Genomic DNA, 18959 nt, shown 5'->3' with positions numbered 1-18959 from the left:
TACAAAGTCGTCCCCAAGGTAACCCAAAGAAAAAGATCTTTCTGCGTGGGTGACCTTCCGGAAAAGCCGGTATGAAGGGAAATTTAAACGTAGAAATCATGAAAAAAGCAATCAAATCTATTTTCGCGGTGTTGGCCATCGCTGTTTCCGTTGCTGCTTGTACTTCGAAATCGACTGAAAGCACAGCCACCGAAACTAAAGATTCTGTCGCTACTGAAACTGTTGCTCCCGCTGAAGCTGACACAACACAAGCTGTTGCAGCCGATTCTACTGCAGCTCACTAATTCGCACTCACCTACCTGTAAACAATCAGAGCCTTCCGATTCCGGGGGCTCTGAACTTTACCTCTCTCTCCGCCGGCCGCTCTCGCCTGCGATGACATTTTAGCTTCACACCTCTTTCTTTTTTTCACGCACTCCTTTGCCCGCTCTTGCCCTGCAGGCCTGGCCGGTTATTTGCCATCATTTTTTTTTGCCTTCCATAATCTTAAAACCAAAAATTTTATGAAACGCTTCCTTGTGCCCTTTCTTATCCTGATGCTCACCGTTGCCTGCGACAGACGATCGGCCCTGCGCCTCGAAGCCGCGGACACCACACAACCTGCTTTGTCAGCGCCCGAACCTCTAACACCCGCACCCAACACCGAAGACTACGCCATCATTCGGGAAAATGAATTTCTTGAATCGTTAAAAAATCCGTTGTCTACTTTTTCGATTGATGTTGACGTGGCCTCCTACGCCAATGTGCGTCGGGTCATTCAAGGTGGCCGGCGTCCACCGAAAGATGCTGTGCGCATCGAAGAGATGATTAACTATTTTGATTATGACTACGACGCGCCAACGGGTGAAGATCCTTTTGCTGTGGTCACCGAAATTTCTGCAGCACCGTGGAACACGAAACACAAGTTGGTTCACATCGGTTTGCAAGGAAAAAAAATCGAAGTCAATAATCTGCCGCCTTCAAACCTCGTGTTCCTCATAGACGTGTCGGGCTCCATGGAAGAGGCGAACAAGTTGCCGTTGCTGAAAGCCTCCTTCAAAATGTTGATCGATCAGTTGCGTCCGCAAGATCATGTGGCCATGGTGGTCTATGCCGGCGCGGCTGGCCTTGTGCTGGAGTCGACATCGGGAAATGAAAAAACAAAAATACTGGAAGCCCTCAACAACCTCGAGGCCGGCGGCTCCACGGCCGGTGGCGAAGGCATACGCCTGGCCTATGACATTGCCCGCGAAAATTTTGAACGCAACGGAAACAATCGCGTCATCCTGGCCACGGATGGAGATTTTAACATCGGCGAGTCGAGCGATGCCGCGATGGAACGATTGATTGAAGACAAACGAAAAGAAGGTGTGTTCTTAACCGTGCTCGGCTTTGGCACAGGCAACTACAAAGATTCGAAAATGGAAGCGTTGGCCGACACCGGAAACGGAAACTATGCCTATGTCGACAACCTCAACGAAGCGCGCAAAGTGCTGGTGACAGAATTTGGAGGAACGTTGTTTGCCATTGCAAAAGATGTGAAGCTTCAACTGGAATTTAATCCTGCAAAGGTGAAAGCCTATCGTTTGATTGGCTACGAAAACCGCATGCTTCAACAGGAAGATTTTAACAACGATCAAAAAGATGCGGGCGAACTGGGCTCGGGCCACACCGTGACGGCACTCTACGAAATAATTCCCATTGGCGAATCGACCGAAACACCATCGGTTGACGATTTGAAATATCAAACCACCGAAGTGAATGGCCAAGCTCACAACACAAACGAATTGCTGACGCTGAAGCTGCGCTACAAAAATCCCGATCAAGACAACAGCAAACTTATGGTGCATCCCATTCTGGACGACCACCGTTTGCTCACCAACACATCCGACAATTTTCGCTGGTCTGCCTCGGTGGCCGCGTTCGGCATGTTGCTTCGCGATTCACAGTACATAAACAACTTCACCTACGAGCAGGTGAGCGATCTGGCACAAGGAGCAAAAGGAAAAGACACCGAAGGTTATCGCACCGAGTTTGTTGGTTTGGTGAAATCGTTTGGTCTGCTGGCTCACAACAATTAAGCTGGCGAGTTTCTTCCTGTAATTTTCTCTTCTCGTTTATCTAATCTTAAAATGAAAAATTTTATGAAACGCTTCATCATGCCTTTCGCAGTAATCCTTTTTATATTCTTATTTTCCTGCGCCGCAAAACACGAGATGGCTTCGGCCGACTCGGCGCCGGTTGAAACCAGCGATGCCACTGCAGCCACGGCAAAAACACAACTCGCGACAGTGTCAGCCGGCGATGGGTATGTGGACCCACGGGCCAAGCTGATAAAATCTGTGAACTACCGCTTTGAGGTGGGAAACATGAAGCAAAGCTCGGAGGCAATTGAAGTCGCCGTGAAAAAATACCCCGCCTATGTTTCAACCTCCAGCCTTCAGTTCGAAAACATGATGCTGGAAAACAAAATTACCATTCGCATTCAAAACGAATATTTCTTTGAACTCCTGAAAGACATTGATGGGCAGGCTTTGCACGTTGATTTCCGAAATGTGTCGAGCACCGACGTAGCAAAAGAATTTGTTGACCTCGAGTCGCGATTAAAAACCAAACGCGAAGTGGAAGCACGTTATGGCGAAATTCTGAGAAAGAAAGCCGGCACCATTGAAGAGTTGCTAAATGCCGAACAGAAAATCGGCGAGCTCCACGAAGAAATAGAAGCCACGGTGAGCCGCATCAACTACTTGCGCGACCAGGTGAGCTCTAGCACCATCAATTTGGAATTTATCAGTACGTGACGGAGCCCGTGAAACAACCGGTTGAAGAAACACTATCCAACAAGCTTGTTGAGGGTTTGAAATCGGGATGGCACGGCGTGGTGAGCGTGATGATCACGTTAACCTACATCTGGCCGCTTCTCCTGCTTGTTGGCGTTACACTTTTTTTGTGAAAGGCAGACACCTGCGCTTCCTCAGGGCAAAACAATAAAATCTACTTTCCACCAAATACCCGGAAGGGAAACATGAGGATCGCGCCCACGAGTTTGAAGCCAAGGTCGAGCGTGAGACCCAGTATGCGGAACGGAAGCAGCAGCAGCCAAAAGATCGGAAACAAAAAGAGCACGACCAGGGCTATTGGCCAGCACAGCACGAAAAGCATACACCAAAGAATAAGCGCGATCAGGGTTCTCATGACGATGACGAATTTGTGGTTCGCCTGAACGGGATCAAACACCTTACCAATTCTGAAAACAGCGGAAGCATGCCCGAAAACGGCGGCGCTTCCGCTTTTTTATTTCGAATGTGCACACCGCGCTGATCAAAAATGAACAACTAGCCGGGAAGTTGGCGGCCTGGTGTTTCAGGAATAAAAAAAATTTCTACTTTAGGCTCACCATTTTTATCTCTATGCAAACGGCAACCGTTACCTACCCCGCCAGACCTCAACATGCAGACGAACGAATCATCAAACCGTCGGCGGCATTCAAAAAAGAAGTTTCCAAAGTGCTTGGGTCCATTCTCTTCTTCATCGTCACCTACATTGTGCTTGTGCTCGCGGGGGTTTTGCTCGCGGTGTTGTGCGGCTATGGCGGTGTGATGCTGGTGACCGTGTTTCCGCGCCTCATCACCTTTATTTTTGGCGCGGGGCTCATTTGTCTTGGTGTGATGGTGCTGTATTTTCTGGTGAAGTTTCTGTTCAAGAAAAACGCCACCGACCGTTCGCACCTCACCGAACTGAAACCGGCCGATCAGCCCGAGCTGTTCAATTTTGTGCGGACGCTCACCAACGAAACACAGTCGCCGTTTCCAAAGCGGATCTATATTTCTCCCGAAGTAAATGCCTATGTGTTTTACGACTCCAGTTTCTGGAGCATGTTTTTTCCGGTTCGCAAAAACCTCGTGATCGGGTTGGGCCTTGTCAACGCCGTTAACCTCAGCGAGTTCAAAGCCATTCTTGCTCACGAGTTTGGTCACTTCTCGCAGCGCAGCATGAAGCTGGGGAGCTATGTGTATAACGTGAACCATGTGATTCACAACATGCTCTACGACAACAACGACTATGGCAAAACGTTGGAAGCCTGGGCAAACGTGAGCAGCTATTTCGCGTTTTTCGCCAGCCTCACGGCGGGCATTGTGCGGGGCATTCAGTGGGTGCTGCAACAATGCTATGGCATCGTCAATAAAAACTACATGAGCTTGTCGCGGCAAATGGAGTTCCATGCCGATTCGGTGTCGGCCTATGTGAGCGGGGCCAATCACCTCATCACGTCGCTTCGACGGCTAGAGGTTGCCGATACATGCTACAATCGTCTCTTTCAACATTACCAGGAATGGGCGCGCGAAAATCTGAAACCCGACAATGTCTATCCGCAACATTCGGCGGTGATGACGCAATTTGCCAACGAGCATGGTCTGGCGTTGCAAGGCGGTCTTCCACAGGTTAGCGCGGCATCGTTTGCCCGTCTCAACAAAACACGCATCGTGGTAAAGGATCAGTGGGCTTCGCACCCCAGCACCGACGATCGCGAAACACACTTGTTGTCGCTCAACATCCCCACCGAAACGTTGCAAACACCGGCATGGGTCGTGTTCACAAACGCCGAAGCGTTGCAACGCCAACAAACGGAGAAACTCTACACCAACGCAGGCTTCAAACAGACACCCGAAACACTCACGTTGAATCTGTTTACGCAACGCTATGAAACGGAAGTAAAAAAATATACGCTGAACCCCGCCTATAAGAATTTTTACAATTTCCGGAAAATGACCACTGTGAACATCGACACCCTGGACTATGACCGCTTGTTGGAAAATGTCGACACCTTCGAAAAAATTCTGGACGAAGCCACACTCGAACTTCCCCTGTTGGCCGACGGATTGCGAAGCGACATCCATACGTTGGAGTTGATTCAGGAGGCGAGAAACGGCATCCACACATTTGAGTTTGAAGGAAAGAAAATGAATCGCGATGAAGCCGCCGGCCTTCGCGATGAATTAAAAAATGAATTGAGCGTTGCCGAAGCCAAGATGGTAGCCGCCGACCGGAACATGGTTGCCTTGTTCTTTCATCAAGCGGAAAAAAAGGGCCAGCTCGACAAAATCAAAACCGACTACAAAAACTTTTTCGCGTCGGCCGAAACTGCTGAAGAGAGCCAGAAAAAATTTGAAGAAATCCGGAAAGCTGTCTATCCGCTCTACGCCGAAAACCTGACGCTTGAAAAAGTCCACGCTGTGGTCAACCTCATGAAGCGGCTGGAGTCGCCCATCAAAGAGAGCATAAAAGATATGCTGGCCGACCCTTCGAAACAGACGCTGTATACACCAGCCGAAAAAAGCACACTGGAAGAATATGTATCGAAGCAGCAAGCGTATTTTGCCAACGACACTTTTTTGGATGGCGAATTGAAACTCTTCAACGAATCCATAATGCTCTTTCAGGGCATCGGTGCCGACTATACCTTCGCCTTGAAAAAAGAATTACTGGATTGGCAACTGCAGTTGCTGGACTAGTTTTGGTGATGAAAAAAATCATACAGGGTGTTGCCACCATTGGATTCATTATTTTGGCCAGCTTCTTGAGTCTGGTTGTCATTTCGTATTTCTATTCGTTTATATACAGTACCATGCATCCGGGGTTCAGAAATCTTCCGTTAAGCTCCGATCGGTGGGTGCGATTGATTGTTATTATATCTGCCGTTTCTGATTTCTTCGTGCTCCGTCACCTGCTGCGAAAGCTGAAGCAGCATGTCGGTGGAACGTGGCGCTAAGAGCAACCGAACTATTCTTTTACCGATGCGGCCTTTTGACTATTTTCGGAGACTCACCCCGAAAGCCATGTCCAAGCGTCTGCTCCTGCTATTGCTCCCTTTTCTCTCGTGTTCTTTCTCCCTGGCGCAATCAACAGGCGCGCGCAAAATTCTTTACAACGGAAAAATTTTCACGGCCAACGTCGCTCAACCTTATGCTGACGCCGTAGGCATTGTGGGCGACAAGATTGTGTATGTCGGAACCATAAAAGATGTCGAGAAACATTTGAAAGGACCCGCAACGCGCATCGACCTTCAGGGAAAATTTCTTATGCCGGGTCTTGTCGACAGTCACAACCACGCACTGAGTGGCGGCCGAAGTCTGATGGCTGCAAACCTTGGCGACCAACCATTGTCCGTCGATGCCTTGATTGTGTATGCCGCACAAACGCTTCAATCTCGAAAAGGCATGCGTGGCGATGTGTTGTTTATTGAAGGCATGCACAGTGTGACCTGGACGCAGATCGACGCGCTACGCGATGTCTTTAATAAAGCGCCTTACAACACGCAACCCGTTGTGCTGCGGGGTTCGGATGGACACACCGCGTGGGTGAACAACGTGATGCTTACCCGTGCGGGAATCGATGCCGCCTTCCTTAAAGGACTATCCGAAAGCGATCTGGAATTTTTTGGCACCACGGCCAAAGGCGAACCCAACGGGCGCATCTCTGAAGAAGGCTTTAACACCATTCGGAAAATTCTGGCGCCCACCAACATTGATCCTTACGAGTCGGCCGTGCTGGCGGTGAAACATCTGAATAGTCTCGGCATCACCGCGTGGCTCGATCCCGCCACGGGCGCCACACACCAGGGCGAACAAAATGCCGACCTGGAACTTTATCGCAAACTATCACAGCAAAAACAACTGACGGCCCACGTGGCTGCCACCGTGGTGGCCGATGGCGACGCGGATGTGCAGCGGCAAATTGATGTGCTGAAAAAATTGCAACAGTCCTTCAAGTCTGTCAACGATGTGTCGGTGTTGGGATTCAAGATATTTGCCGACGGTGTGCTGGAATATCCAACGCAGACCGCGGCGGTGTCGGTGCCCTACAAGAACTCGGGGCTTACGGGTTCGCTGATGTTTGATCCCGAAAAATTCAAGACGTTCTTCATCCAGTCGGACAAACAAGGACTGTTGGTACACGTGCATGCCATAGGCGACCGGGCCGTGACCGAAACACTGAACGCCGCAGCGGCCGCCCGAAAAGCAAACGGAAATTCCAAACTGGCACATTCTATAACGCACATGCAACTGGTTGTGCCGGAAGATTTCAAACGTTTTGCCGCGTTGCATGTTCTGGCCAGCTATCAATTGTTATGGGCCACAGCCGACATCTATACCGTTGACCTTGTGGAACCTTATCTTGATGCGGCACTTTTCAGCAATCACTATCCAGCCAAATCCATGATGGACAATGGGGCCACCATTGCCGGCGCGAGCGACTGGCCCGTGAGTTCGGCCAATCCATTCGAAGCCATCTATGTTGCCGAAACCCGTGAAGGAAAAATGGGCGTGCTCATTGCCCGCGAAAAGATGCCGCGCATCGCTATGCTCGAAGCCTATACCATCAACGCAGCCAAAGTGATGTGGCGCGACAAAACCATTGGCTCCATTGAGCCCGGCAAACAAGCCGACTTTGTTTTGCTCGACCGCGACGTGCTGACCGTTTCCCCACAGGAAGTAAAAGAAACACACGTGCTGTGGACCATGTTTGGCGGCGACGTGGTGTTTCGGAAATGACCCTTTGACCGTCACCTTCCTAATCTTCTGATTTTTGTGTTATTTGTACACAAATCAGCCTCTTATCATTCCATGAAGCAAGACATCAAAGTATCGGTCGACGCCGTTGTTTTTGGCTATCGCCAGGACGACGGCATATCGGTGGTGCTCATTAAAAGAAAGTATGAGCCCTTTCAAAAGTCGTGGGCATTGCCAGGCGGGCTGGTGTTGAACGACGAGTCGCTGGAAGAAGCCGTGCGCCGCGAGTTGCAAGAGGAAGCCGGAATTGACGTGAACTATCTCGAACAGCTCTATTCGTTTGGCCAGCCCGGGCGCGATCCACGAAACCGGGTGGTTTCGGTTGCTTATTTTGGACTGGTTCGCCCCGACGACTACCAGCTTTCGGCGCAAACCGACGCCGAAGACGTGGGTTGGTTCAACATCAAAAAAATGCCCAAGCTCGCGTTCGACCACAAACACATCTTGGACGTGGCCATCAAACGATTGCGGGGCAAAATTGCCTACGAGCCCATCGGGTTTGAACTGCTTGACAAGGAGTTTCCGTTTTCGGATCTGGAAAAACTCTACCAGGTGTTGCTCGACAACGACCTGGACAGGCGCAATTTCAAAAAACGCATCATGAGCCTGGGTTTCCTCGAAGAACTTGATGAAACCATTCAACGCGGCGCCGGAAGACCCGCACGTCTCTATCGTTTTAACCGGAAGAAATATTTCGAGCTGAAAGAAAAAGGCTACAACTCCGATCTTTTCTACTAGCAATCAAGCGATTACTGAATTAGCGTAAAAATTACGCAAAATAGATAGTCGGAATCAAAACGTTGCTTCTATATTTGCGTATATATTACACAAATAGCAACTATCAAACATCAGTCTTAAAATCAAACACATCAATATGAACAACATCGGAGTTATCATCGCCCGCTTTCAAACGCCCTACCTGCACGACGGTCACAAGGCCCTCATCGAAACCGTGCAGCAGCAGCACAACAAAACGGTGATCGTGCTGGGCATCTCGCCCGTGTTGGGAAGCCGGCGCAATCCGTTGGACTTTCCTACGCGCGAGAAGATGATCAAGAAAGAATATCCCGACATGGTGGTGCTGCCCTTGTCTGACCATCCGCTGGACGCAAAGTGGACACAAAATCTCGACACCTTGTTGAGCTCAACTTTTCCCGGCTCAACCTTCACGCTCTATGGAAGTCGCGACAGTTTCATGACCAGCTATTCCGGTAGCAAAAAGGTGGTGCCGCTTGCAGAGAACGGTCCGCACAACTCCACGGCACTGCGCGAAAAATTCAGCGACAAGGTGATAGACTCCGAAGCGTTTCGCTCGGGCATCATCTATGCCTACGCCAACACGTACGTGAAGGTCTATCCTACTGTGGACATCGCGGTGTTCCGCAACGACAAAACGGAATTGTTGCTGGGCAAGAAAGACATCGACAACAAGTGGCGTTTGTTGGGCGGATTTTCTGACCCTACCGACGACAGCTACGAGATGGCCGCCGAACGCGAGCTTCGCGAAGAATGTGGCCCCATTGAAATCACAGGCATGCGCTATGAAAAGTCGTTTCGCGTAGACGACTGGCGCTACAAACGCGAAGCCGATAAAATCATCACCACACTTTTCTCGACCGACTTCATTGCCGGCGATCCTAAAGGCAGCGACGACATTGCCGATGTGGATTGGTTCGCGCTGGAGAAAGTAGAAAAAATGCTGAACGCACACGAAGTGGCCGAAGAACACTATCCGCAACTTCAAAATCTTTTAGAGAAGTACTTAACGAAATAACGTCATGAAAAAGCAAAATCTGTTGCTGCTGGCCGATGCCTACAAATATTCACACTATAAATTGTACACACCCGGCACCACAAAAATCTATTCCTATCTCGAGAGCCGTGGTGGCTTGTTTCCCCAAACGGTTTTCTATGGTCTGCAATACTATTTGAAAGAATATCTTGAAGGCCAGGCCTTCACCAAAGAAGACCTCGACGAAGCCGAAGCAACACTGAACGGTGTGTTTGGTCGAAGCGATGTGTTCAGCCGCGAAAACTTCGAATACATTCTGCGGAAATATGACGGTCGACTGCCGGTGAAAATCAAAGCCGTTGCCGAAGGTACCGCGCTTCCCGTGCACAATGTGTTGATGACGATCGAAAACACCGATCCAAAATGTTTCTGGCTCACCAACTTCCTGGAAACATTGCTCATGCAGGTGTGGTATCCAAACACGGTGGCCACTTTGTCGCACGAGATCCGCAAGATTGTGGAACGCTACTTTGAACAAACGGCCGACAACGCTTCGAAAGCAGCAATCGACTTTGTGTTGAACGACTTTGGCTTCCGCGGTGTGAGTTCGGTGGAGAGCGCAGGCTTGGGGGGGTCAGCACACTTGCTCAACTTCAAGGGGAGCGACACGGTGTATGCTTCTTACTTCGCGCAAAAACATTATGCCGCGAAAGAAGTCTACGGCAAATCCATCCCGGCCACAGAACACTCCATTATGACGCTTGGCGGTGCGGCTAAGGAGAAGGAAGCCTTTGGTCATGTGCTGGATGCCTATCCACAAGGGTTGATCGCGTGTGTGTCCGATTCGTACAACATCTTTCGCGCGGTAGAAGAATATTGGGGCGAAGCGTTCAGGGAAAAAATTCTGCAACGCAACGGCACCCTGGTGATCCGACCCGACTCTGGCGACCCCGTGATGACGTTGCTGAAAGTCTTTGAAATTCTCTTCGAGAAATTCGGGTCCACGGTGAACACGAAAGGCTTTAAAGTTCTTCCACCACAACTCCGCGTCATTCAAGGCGACGGCATTGATCAGGAATCGATCCCGGCCATTTATGAAGCGCTGAAAGGCAAAGGCATTTCGGCCGAGAACCTGGTGCTGGGCATGGGCGGTGCCCTTCTACAAAAGGTGAATCGCGACACACAAAAGTTTGCCCTGAAGTGTTCCTATGCCGAAGTGAATGGTCAAGGTGTTGACGTGAGCAAGAAACCTGTAGAGATGAATGAAAACGGCGAGCTGATCGCTTCCTTCAAGACATCGAAAGCAGGCCGCTTGAAATTGGTGCGCGACGGGCAACAGTTCAAAACGATTAGTGAACACGATCGACCAGACCTTCCCGACCTGTTGCAGACTGTTTTTGAAAATGGTGAAGTGAAACAACAACACACATTCGAATCCATTCGCGAACGGGTTCGCATTCAAAGCACAGTAGCCGTCTAATTAAAGTATACGCATGATTACAACAGCCATCGAAAACAGTATCCGGACAGCCTGGGCCAAAAAATGGGACAAGACGTATTGGGCCATCGACATACACGGCACCATCCTGAAACCAAACTTCTCAGCCACCGAAGTGTCGACAGAGTTTTATCCGGACGCCATTCCGGTGCTTCAGCTGCTGAGCAAGCGAAAAGATGTTGTGCGGATACTTTACACATGCTCTTATCCACACGAGATCGAAATATACCTGAAGCACTTCGCGGCACACGACATTCACTTTGACTACGTGAACCAGAACCCGGAAGTGAGCAATGGCGCGTATGGATATTATAAAGAGAAATTTTATTTCAACGTGTTGCTGGAAGACAAGGCAGGGTTTGATCCGGCAAGCGACTGGGCACGCATCGGTAGTTTGCTGAAGGCGTATCCCGAACCAGAAGAACCCTGATAGAAACGAAATATTAAAATCATAAAACTATGTTTGGCATTAATTTCATTAAGTTCGACGCGATGACCTACGTCATCCAGTACGCCTCAGGGCAAGTGAAACGTGAAGGCAGAGGTTTGTCCTTCTTCTACTACAGCCCCACCACATCGATCACAGCCGTTCCATTGGGCAGCAAAGACATCCAGTTTATCTTCAACGAAACCACCAAGGATTTTCAGAAGATCACCATTCAAGGACAGATTACCTACGCCATAGAAGATCCGAAACAATTGGCCGAGTTGCTGGACTTTACGTTGGCCAACGATCGAAAAATTGACGAGAGCAATTTTGAAAAGCTCAACCAACGCCTCAACAACGAAGCGCAGACGTCAACATCGTCGTTCATCCAGGGGCTCACGCTGAAAGAAACGTTGCGCAGTGCGAAGGCCATCAGCGAGCGCATTGAAGACGGCCTCAAAAATTCGAACGCGGTGAAGATTCTCGGAGTCGGCATTCTGAGTGTGGATGTGCTGGCCATCCGCCCCACGCCAGAGATGGCGAAGGCATTGGAAACCGAAACACGCGAGTCGTTGCAACGCGACGCCGACCAGGCCATCTATGAACGACGCAACTTTGCCGTGGAGCAGGAGCGCAAAATTCGTGAGAGCGAATTGAACACCGAGATTGCCGTTCAGGAAAAACAAAAGCAGATCAACGAAAAGCAATGGGACATCAAACTGGTGGACGCCGAGAAAGCACGAACACTGCGCGAAATGAAAATGGACGCCGATCTCTCGGTGGAAGAACAAAAGACGAAGCTCGTGCAACTGCAAAGCGAAAACGACCGCACACTGGCCGATGCCAAAGGCTACATGCTTGAAAAAACATTGACGCCCTATAAAGAACTCGACTGGAAATTGCTGATGGCTTTGAAAGGCGACGCCATTTCTGCAGGCGACAACATCGGCTTTGCTTTCCGCGAACTGGCAGAGAACGCAAGTAAGATCGGCACGCTGAACATTACGCCCGATCTGCTCGACTCACTCATCAAGAATGAAAAACCGAGAAAATAAAAATCGGTTACCAACACTTTAAAAACAACAGTCATGGACTTTGAACATATACGGGTTGTGGTGAGCCAAACCCGGCTCGAACATCTCATTGAACGCTTCAACACCAAAGCACAGGCTAAGTTTTATATCGAACATGCCGGCGGCGATTTTGAAACGTATGAAGAAGAACACGAAGTCTTTCACCGCTCGCTCGGCAAGGTGACACAGGTGGCAGGCCGCTACGGAAAAATGAAAGTGATCGAACGCAAGTTCCTTCCCAATTTTCTCTTCAGCGACAAAGATGTGGTTGTGGTAGTGGGGCAGGATGGGTTGGTGGCCAACGTGGCGAAGTATGCGGGAGAGCTTCCCATACTTGCCGTAAATCCCGACACCGTACGCAACGACGGCATACTTCTGCCCTACACTGTTCAGAATTTCGAAAGGGGATTGATCGCACTCTCCAACAACACGGCGAAAATTAGTCAGGTGACCATGGCCGAGGCAAAGACAAACGAAGGTCAGCATCTGCTGGCCTTCAACGATCTGTTCATCGGGCCCTCGTCGCACACCTCGGCGCGCTATCGCATATCGTATCATGACCATTCCGAAAATCAAAGCTCCAGCGGGCTCATTGTTTCGACGGGTGCGGGATCGACGGGATGGCTCAGTTCGGTTTTCAACATGACCTATGGCGTGCAGAAAACGTTTCATTCGGCGAGTGCTTCGGGCAACTTTAAGATGAATTGGGATGACGACACGCTGGCGTTTGTGGTGCGCGAGCCGTTTCAAAGCAAACATTCACAAACTACTGTGTCGGGAGGATTTATTGCCGGTGTGGAGCGACTTGTGATTGAGTCGCACATGCCTTCGAACGGAATCATTTTCAGCGACGGTGTTGAAGCCGACTTTCTCGCCTTCAACGCCGGCACTACGGTGGAGATTGGATTGGCAAAACACAAGGCCCGTCTTGTTCGGGGAATTAAATAAATATTGACTTACTGGTATGACATACGCATTTGATAAAATTAAAAGTTGTTTTCTAGGTCTTGCCGTTGGCGATGCACTGGGTGTGCCGGTTGAGTTTTCATCTCGCGCGCAACTTCTGGCCTTTCCCGTAACTACCATGATAGGATATAAAGTATGGAATCAGCCGCCCGGCACATGGTCGGATGACAGCTCACTTTCGTTTTGCCTGGCAGAATCACTATGCGACGGTTATCAGCTGAACGATGTTGGCCAAAAATTTCTGGCGTGGTTCAAGCAGGGCTATTGGGGTGCGCACCATCAATTGTTCGACATCGGCGGCACCACACGTCTGGCCATTGAACGAATTCAAAGGGGAGAAGACCCGCGGTTTTCGGGTGAGGTTGACGAGGATTCCAATGGCAACGGGTCACTTATGCGCATCGCCCCTGCGGCTCTGTATTTTGCCGACCTCGACATAGCATCATTGCACTCGCGTATAAACGAAGTGTCGTCGATCACCCATGCACATTTCCGGTCTGTGTTCAGCTGTGTTATCTATTCGCGTTTCGTTGCAGCACTATTTGAAGGCAAGGAAAAATTTGTCGCCTTTCACGAGGCTATCGATGACGTGAACGCCTACTGCATGCGCGAAGGCTTCAACGCGGGAGAGATGCAACGGTTTGGTCGCATCCTGGACAAGCGTATTCTTCACGCTTCAGAAGATTCCATTGGTTCGCAAGGTTATGTTATGCACACCCTCGAAGCAAGCCTCTGGTGTTTTCTGACCACCGACAATTTCAAGGATGCCGTTCTCAAAGCGGTTAACCTGGGAGGAGACACCGACACCACAGGCTGTGTTACGGGCGCGCTTGCCGGTCTGTATTATGGCGAAGAAAACATTCCCGCCGAATGGATCCGTGTGCTGGCGCGGCAAGAGGACATCACAAACCTCTCTAAAAATTTTACAGATTCCGTGAAGAAGAGGATATTACATCCAAATTCATAGCATGTATCTTCTCTTCCCCGGACGGCATCAACTGCTCACGCATTTTCAGTTTGACTACATTAAAAACCTGGCCGCCGATGGATTGGGTCGGGCACCCGACATTCAGGGTCTTCCGCTGGGAAACAACCGGAAGCTGTCGGCCATCATCTTCGCAGTGACATCGGCCAACCACAGCAACACGCGGCGAAACCCGCTGCCGTTCTACATCCGGGCGATGGCTATTCAGGAATTTGGCCGAACGCTGGGCATTCCCACGTTCATCTATGGTGTGGACGATGTGGGGAACCTGCAAAGCTTTGGCAGCTACACCCTGAAACGCATTCATCACGAAAGTGAAGGCATGTTCGACCTCACGCCTGCCAACACCGTTGTGATGTGTTCGACACCCGTGCTTGAATTGTATGAGCACCAGGGTTTCCGCATCCTGCCCGCCGAGTTGGAAGATCGCACCACCTGGAAACACACCAGCGCCATGCCCTGGGATGTGGTGGAGTGGATTGCCGGAGAAGGGCGTTGGGAAACAAACGAGAATGTGAAGAAGCACATGCACCCGTCGTCGTTCGACCTCTGGAAAAAATACCGGCTGGGCGACAAGGTGAAGTTGCTGTTCCGCGACAAAATGATTAGCGACGACGGCGACATCACCACCACGCGCGACTACAACACCTATGTGCGGCAGATGGATGAAATTGCCTTGTTGAAATATCAGGACACGGCTCCACACATCCGCAAGGGTCGCATCGGCGACATTGGCTGCGCGGTGGGCTCGTGGATAAAGCTGGCTTGTGGCGACGAACGGTTTCGCGAGTCAGACTTCTATGGCATTGAAGTGGCACGACACCTGTTCGACATTTGTCAACAGCGAAAACACAACGGCGAGTTTGCCAATCCCTTCGTGTTCTTTTCGCAGCGCAATGCCGTGACGGGCCTCGTGTTCGATCGTAGTTCGATGAACACCATTCACACCTCATCCTTAACCCACGAAATTGAATCGTATGGCGGACGGCAGGAGCTTCTGCAGTTCATTGAAAACCGTTTTCAGGAACTGGCACCCGGCGGCATCTGGGTGAACCGCGATGTGGTGGGCCCCGAAAGCAAAAACGAAACCGTGTGGATGAGCCTGAACCAAACCGATGGCCGCAACGATGACTTTGACAAATCGTTTGCCGATCGCGAAAGCCTGGCCACCTACCTGAAAGGGTTGTCTACGTATGCAAAGTTTCTACGCTTCGCGCGCGACTTTCGCAAGAAGGAAGGCTATGCCTTGTCGTATGCCCTTCACGAAAAGAATGGCGAATCGTTTGTCGCGCTCAAACTGAGCGACGCCTGCGAGTTTATGAGCCGCAAAGATTACAACGACAACTGGGAAAGCGAGATGCACGAAACCTTCACGTTCTGGAGCTTCTCGGAATGGAAACAACACCTGGAAGATGCGGGCTTTGCCGTGTTGCCCGAATCGGCGGCCTACACAAACGACTGGATTGTGAAAAACCGCTTCGAAGGCAAAGTAACGTTGTTTGCTGAAGCCGGCGGGCAACTACAACCGTTGCCGTATCCGGTCACCAACATGATGCTGCTGGCCGAGAAACGATAAGATCATTTGTCTACCCGAATGACTGTAAGGTTTGGGATAGACGATGAGTGTAGATATAGAGGCTAACGCTCCGTCGGACGATGTTATACGCTGCGCGGTGCGTTGCTACTTCGGGTGTAATAAATTAGTTTTGACACCATGAATCTGAATAGTCTCAAGCAAGCGCTGGAAGGAGAATTCTTTACCGATGAAACGACCCGGAAACTATATGCCACCGACGCATCGGCCTATCGCGAGATGCCCCTGGCGGTAGCCATCCCGAAGTCGGAAGAAGACCTGGTGAAGCTGATCCGCTTTGCCCGCGAAAACAAAACCTCCATCATTCCCCGCACCGCCGGCACATCGCTGGCCGGCCAGGTGGTGGGCGCCGGCATTGTGGTGGACGTGTCGAAGCACTTCAACAAGATTCTCGAGATCAACAAAGAAGAAGGTTGGGCGCTGGTGCAACCCGGCATCGTTCGCGACGACCTGAATCAACACCTGAAGTCATACGGCTTTTTCTTTGCACCCGAAACGTCCACGGCCAACCGCGCCATGATCGGCGGCATGATCGGCAACAACTCATGTGGCTCAAACTCCGTGGTGTTTGGCAGCACACGCGAGCACTTGCTGGAAGTAAATGCCCTGCTGTCTGACGGCAGCAAAGCCTGGTTTGGCCCGCTCAGCAAAAACGACTTCGCCGCCAAAACTCAAGGTGCATCGTTAGAAAATAAACTTTACAACCACATTCAAACCATGTTGTCTGACGAAGGCAACGTGCGTGAGATAGAAAAAGAATTTCCCAAACATTCCATCGAGCGGCGCAACACGGGCTATGCCATCGACATGCTGGCCCGCATGCAGCCCTTCCGTGGCGACGGCGTACCCTTCAACTTCAGCAGTCTCATTGCGGGTTCTGAAGGCACGCTTGCTTTTGTGACCACGGCAAAAATAAAACTTACGCCACTCGATCCGCCCTACAAAAAACTGGTGTGCATTCACTGCGTGAGCATCGACGAATCGCTGCGCGCAAACCTGGTAGCCTTGAATCACAAACCGTCGGCAGTAGAGTTGATGGACCATTATGTGTTTGAAGCCACGAAGCGAAATCGTGGCCAGGCCGAGAACCGCTTCTTTATTGAAGGCGATCCCCAGGCCATTCTGGTGGCGGAAATTACGCGTCATAGCGAAGCTGCTGTGGATGCCGATGCGCATGCATTGATCGCCGATTTGAAAAAGCAGGGGCTTGGATATTCCTATCCCATTGTGAGTGGCGACGACATCAAGAAAGTATGGAACCTGCGCAAAGCAGGTCTCGGCTTGCTGTCCAACATTCCCGGAGACGACAAACCTGTTCCCGTCATTGAAGACACGGCCGTGGATGTGCAGGATCTTCCCGCCTACATTGCCGAAGTGGGCGAGATCCTGAAGAAGCACGGACTCTACAGTGTTCACTATGCTCACGCTGGCTCCGGCGAACTGCACTTGCGCCCCATCATCGACTTGAAGAAAGTGGAAGGTGTGAAATTGTTCCGCACCATTGCCGAAGACATTGCCGCGCTGGTAAAAAAATACAAAGGCTCACTCTCGGGCGAACACGGCGACGGAAGGTTGCGCGGCGAATTTATTCCGCTCATGATCGGCGAGCACAACTACAAGCTCATCAAAGACCTGAAGCGCACGTGGGACCCGGAACTGATTTTTAATCCGGGCAAGATTGTGGACACGCCTCCCATGGATACATTTCTTCGCTATGAAGGAGGCCAGGTCACCAAAGAGTTCGATACCATTCTCGATTTCTCTTCCACACTCGGCATTTTGCGCACGGCCGAACAATGCAACGGCTCGGGCGATTGCCGCAAGACCGAACTGAGCGGCGGCACCATGTGCCCCAGCTACATGGCCACGCGCAAAGAGAAAGACACCACACGTGCGCGCGCAAACATTTTGCGCGAGATGATTACGCGCACCGACAAAGTGAACCCGTTTGCACAAGACGAAATCAAAGACGTGATGGACCTCTGCCTCAGTTGCAAGGGCTGCAAGTCGGAGTGCCCGTCGAATGTGGATATGGGCAAGCTGAAGCAGGAGTGGCAGTATCAATATTATAAAGAGAAAGGCGTTCCGTTCCGTACGCGATTGATCGGAAATTTTTCCATGGGCATGAAGCTGGCGTCGCTGATGCCGTGGGGCTATCGCATGGTGTTTGGTTCTAAGGCGGTGGGCAACCTCGCGAAATCGGTTATCGGTTTTGCACATGGCCGAAGCATGCCGCACCTCTCGGCCGTGAGCTGGCGCAAATGGTTCACCACCAAATTCAAGCCCACGGTGACCACACCCGTGAAAACTGTTTATCTTTTCATTGACGAGTTGCTCAACTATAACGAAGCCGAAATCGGCATCACCACGGTGAAGTTGCTCGACAAGCTGGGTTATGAAATTCGTTTTCTCGCCCATCACGATTCCGGTCGCAGTTTCCTGTCGAAGGGATTGCTGGAACAGGCACGTGATCTTGCCCGCAAGAACGTGGCTTTGTTCAAAGACGTGATCACCGACGAAACGCCCCTCATCGGCGTGGAACCTTCGGCCATACTCACATTTAAAGATGAGTATCCCGACTTGCTTCGCGGCGATGAGAAAGCATCAGCCTATAAGATCGCGGCGCACACCTACATGATCGAAGAATTTTTAGCAAAAGAACTGGACGCCGGTCGAATCGATCCAAACGCTTTCAAAGAACAACGGTTGCTCATCAAGATGCATGGCCACTGTCAACAGAAAGCATTGTCGTCGATGACGCCCGTGAAAAAAATTCTTACGGCGCTGGGCAAAAACGAAGTGCACCTCATTGCTGCGGGATGCTGTGGCATGGCGGGTTCGTTTGGCTACGAAAAAGAGCACTATGATCTCTCGATGCAGATCGGCGAGCTGGTGCTTTTCCCCACGGTACGCAAGCAACCCGAAACGGTGGTCATCACCGCGCCCGGCACAAGCTGCCGGCACCAGATCAAAGATGGCACCGGCCGGAAGGCATTGCATCCGGTAGAGATTCTTTGGAATGCTTTGAAGCAATAGCCGAAGACTCCTCCATTCATGACGCCGCCCACCTTAAGACAAAAGGCGGCGGCGGCTTCACAGTATGACTTTTTTCCGACAAATCCTGCGGTATTCAA

16 protein-coding genes are annotated in these 18959 nt (G+C 50.8%); 15 read left to right on the top strand and 1 reads right to left on the bottom strand.

Features of this window, described 5'->3' with window-relative positions; genetic code table 11:
- The first annotated feature begins 98 nt into the window (after positions 1-98).
- The 3 genes from JI741_RS12345 (at position 99) to JI741_RS12335 (ending at position 2780) form a co-directional block, all read left to right on the top strand.
- The gene (locus tag JI741_RS12345) at positions 99-284 is read left to right on the top strand and encodes a hypothetical protein (protein ID WP_202009745.1); all 186 of its coding nucleotides are present in this window, start codon (positions 99-101) and stop codon (positions 282-284) included.
- A gap of 219 nt (positions 285-503) precedes the next feature.
- Entirely contained in the window at positions 504-2060 is a 1557-nt protein-coding gene (locus tag JI741_RS12340; protein WP_202009744.1) for a vWA domain-containing protein, read from the top strand.
- 78 nt (positions 2061-2138) lie between these two features.
- Positions 2139-2780 carry a DUF4349 domain-containing protein gene (locus tag JI741_RS12335; protein ID WP_236676014.1) on the top strand — a complete coding sequence of 214 codons (642 nt, stop codon included), beginning with the start codon at positions 2139-2141 and terminating at the stop codon, positions 2778-2780.
- 193 nt (positions 2781-2973) lie between these two features.
- On the opposite strand, the gene JI741_RS12330 is transcribed toward JI741_RS12335, so the two are convergent.
- Entirely contained in the window at positions 2974-3174 is a 201-nt protein-coding gene (locus JI741_RS12330; protein WP_202009740.1) for a hypothetical protein, read from the bottom strand.
- Between the two features lie 215 nt (positions 3175-3389).
- Here JI741_RS12330 and JI741_RS12325 point away from each other — a divergent pair, with 215 nt between their 5' ends.
- The 12 genes from JI741_RS12325 to JI741_RS12270 all read left to right on the top strand — a co-directional run bounded on the left by JI741_RS12325 (position 3390) and on the right by JI741_RS12270 (position 18861).
- The gene (locus JI741_RS12325; RefSeq protein ID WP_202009738.1) at positions 3390-5492 is read left to right on the top strand and encodes a M48 family metalloprotease; all 2103 of its coding nucleotides are present in this window, start codon (positions 3390-3392) and stop codon (positions 5490-5492) included.
- A gap of 8 nt (positions 5493-5500) precedes the next feature.
- Positions 5501-5749 (top strand): hypothetical protein, encoded by a 249-nt coding sequence (locus JI741_RS12320; protein ID WP_202009736.1) that lies wholly within the window; start codon positions 5501-5503, stop codon positions 5747-5749.
- Positions 5750-5816: 67 nt separating this feature from the next.
- On the top strand, positions 5817-7532 hold the full coding sequence (locus JI741_RS12315) for an amidohydrolase (RefSeq protein ID WP_202009734.1): 1716 nt from the start codon (positions 5817-5819) through the stop codon (positions 7530-7532).
- Between the two features lie 72 nt (positions 7533-7604).
- Positions 7605-8288 carry an NUDIX hydrolase gene (locus tag JI741_RS12310; RefSeq protein ID WP_202009732.1) on the top strand — a complete coding sequence of 228 codons (684 nt, stop codon included), beginning with the start codon at positions 7605-7607 and terminating at the stop codon, positions 8286-8288.
- A gap of 136 nt (positions 8289-8424) precedes the next feature.
- Positions 8425-9324 (top strand): NUDIX domain-containing protein, encoded by a 900-nt coding sequence (locus tag JI741_RS12305; RefSeq protein WP_202009729.1) that lies wholly within the window; start codon positions 8425-8427, stop codon positions 9322-9324.
- A gap of 4 nt (positions 9325-9328) precedes the next feature.
- Positions 9329-10762, top strand: a complete 1434-nt coding sequence (locus JI741_RS12300; RefSeq protein ID WP_202009727.1) for a nicotinate phosphoribosyltransferase — start codon at positions 9329-9331, stop codon at positions 10760-10762.
- Between the two features lie 13 nt (positions 10763-10775).
- Complete coding sequence (locus JI741_RS12295) at positions 10776-11210, top strand: hypothetical protein (protein WP_202009725.1); 435 nt, start codon at positions 10776-10778, stop codon at positions 11208-11210.
- 29 nt (positions 11211-11239) lie between these two features.
- Positions 11240-12262, top strand: a complete 1023-nt coding sequence (locus JI741_RS12290; protein WP_202009723.1) for an SPFH domain-containing protein — start codon at positions 11240-11242, stop codon at positions 12260-12262.
- Between the two features lie 33 nt (positions 12263-12295).
- Positions 12296-13228, top strand: a complete 933-nt coding sequence (locus tag JI741_RS12285; protein WP_202009721.1) for a diacylglycerol kinase catalytic domain-containing protein — start codon at positions 12296-12298, stop codon at positions 13226-13228.
- Between the two features lie 16 nt (positions 13229-13244).
- Entirely contained in the window at positions 13245-14213 is a 969-nt protein-coding gene (locus JI741_RS12280; RefSeq protein ID WP_202009719.1) for an ADP-ribosylglycohydrolase family protein, read from the top strand.
- Position 14214: 1 nt separating this feature from the next.
- Complete coding sequence (locus JI741_RS12275; RefSeq protein ID WP_202009717.1) at positions 14215-15807, top strand: class I SAM-dependent methyltransferase; 1593 nt, start codon at positions 14215-14217, stop codon at positions 15805-15807.
- Positions 15808-15945: 138 nt separating this feature from the next.
- Positions 15946-18861, top strand: a complete 2916-nt coding sequence (locus JI741_RS12270; RefSeq protein ID WP_202009715.1) for an FAD-binding and (Fe-S)-binding domain-containing protein — start codon at positions 15946-15948, stop codon at positions 18859-18861.
- Positions 18862-18959: the final 98 nt, after the last annotated feature.

The sequence above is a fragment of the Chryseolinea lacunae genome, assembly GCF_016735595.1.
In the GTDB taxonomy this organism is placed as follows: Bacteria; Bacteroidota; Bacteroidia; order Cytophagales; family Cyclobacteriaceae; genus Chryseolinea; species Chryseolinea lacunae.
This window is presented reverse-complemented; position numbering and strand designations above follow the sequence as displayed.

Bases quoted from the DNA above. Each gene is read 5' to 3' on its own strand.
- JI741_RS12310 (WP_202009732.1), top strand. From the start codon at position 7,605: ATGAAGCAAGACATCAAAGTATCGGTCGACGCCGTTGTTTTTGGCTAT.
- JI741_RS12340 (WP_202009744.1), top strand. From the start codon at position 504: ATGAAACGCTTCCTTGTGCCCTTTCTTATCCTGATGCTCACCGTTGCC.
- JI741_RS12330 (WP_202009740.1), bottom strand. From the start codon at position 3,174: ATGAGAACCCTGATCGCGCTTATTCTTTGGTGTATGCTTTTCGTGCTG.
- JI741_RS12305 (WP_202009729.1), top strand. From the start codon at position 8,425: ATGAACAACATCGGAGTTATCATCGCCCGCTTTCAAACGCCCTACCTG.
- JI741_RS12300 (WP_202009727.1), top strand. From the start codon at position 9,329: ATGAAAAAGCAAAATCTGTTGCTGCTGGCCGATGCCTACAAATATTCA.
- JI741_RS12320 (WP_202009736.1), top strand. From the start codon at position 5,501: ATGAAAAAAATCATACAGGGTGTTGCCACCATTGGATTCATTATTTTG.
- JI741_RS12335 (WP_236676014.1), top strand. From the start codon at position 2,139: ATGCCTTTCGCAGTAATCCTTTTTATATTCTTATTTTCCTGCGCCGCA.
- JI741_RS12295 (WP_202009725.1), top strand. From the start codon at position 10,776: ATGATTACAACAGCCATCGAAAACAGTATCCGGACAGCCTGGGCCAAA.
- JI741_RS12285 (WP_202009721.1), top strand. From the start codon at position 12,296: ATGGACTTTGAACATATACGGGTTGTGGTGAGCCAAACCCGGCTCGAA.
- JI741_RS12315 (WP_202009734.1), top strand. From the start codon at position 5,817: ATGTCCAAGCGTCTGCTCCTGCTATTGCTCCCTTTTCTCTCGTGTTCT.
- JI741_RS12275 (WP_202009717.1), top strand. From the start codon at position 14,215: ATGTATCTTCTCTTCCCCGGACGGCATCAACTGCTCACGCATTTTCAG.
- JI741_RS12325 (WP_202009738.1), top strand. From the start codon at position 3,390: ATGCAAACGGCAACCGTTACCTACCCCGCCAGACCTCAACATGCAGAC.
- JI741_RS12290 (WP_202009723.1), top strand. From the start codon at position 11,240: ATGTTTGGCATTAATTTCATTAAGTTCGACGCGATGACCTACGTCATC.
- JI741_RS12345 (WP_202009745.1), top strand. From the start codon at position 99: ATGAAAAAAGCAATCAAATCTATTTTCGCGGTGTTGGCCATCGCTGTT.
- JI741_RS12270 (WP_202009715.1), top strand. From the start codon at position 15,946: ATGAATCTGAATAGTCTCAAGCAAGCGCTGGAAGGAGAATTCTTTACC.
- JI741_RS12280 (WP_202009719.1), top strand. From the start codon at position 13,245: ATGACATACGCATTTGATAAAATTAAAAGTTGTTTTCTAGGTCTTGCC.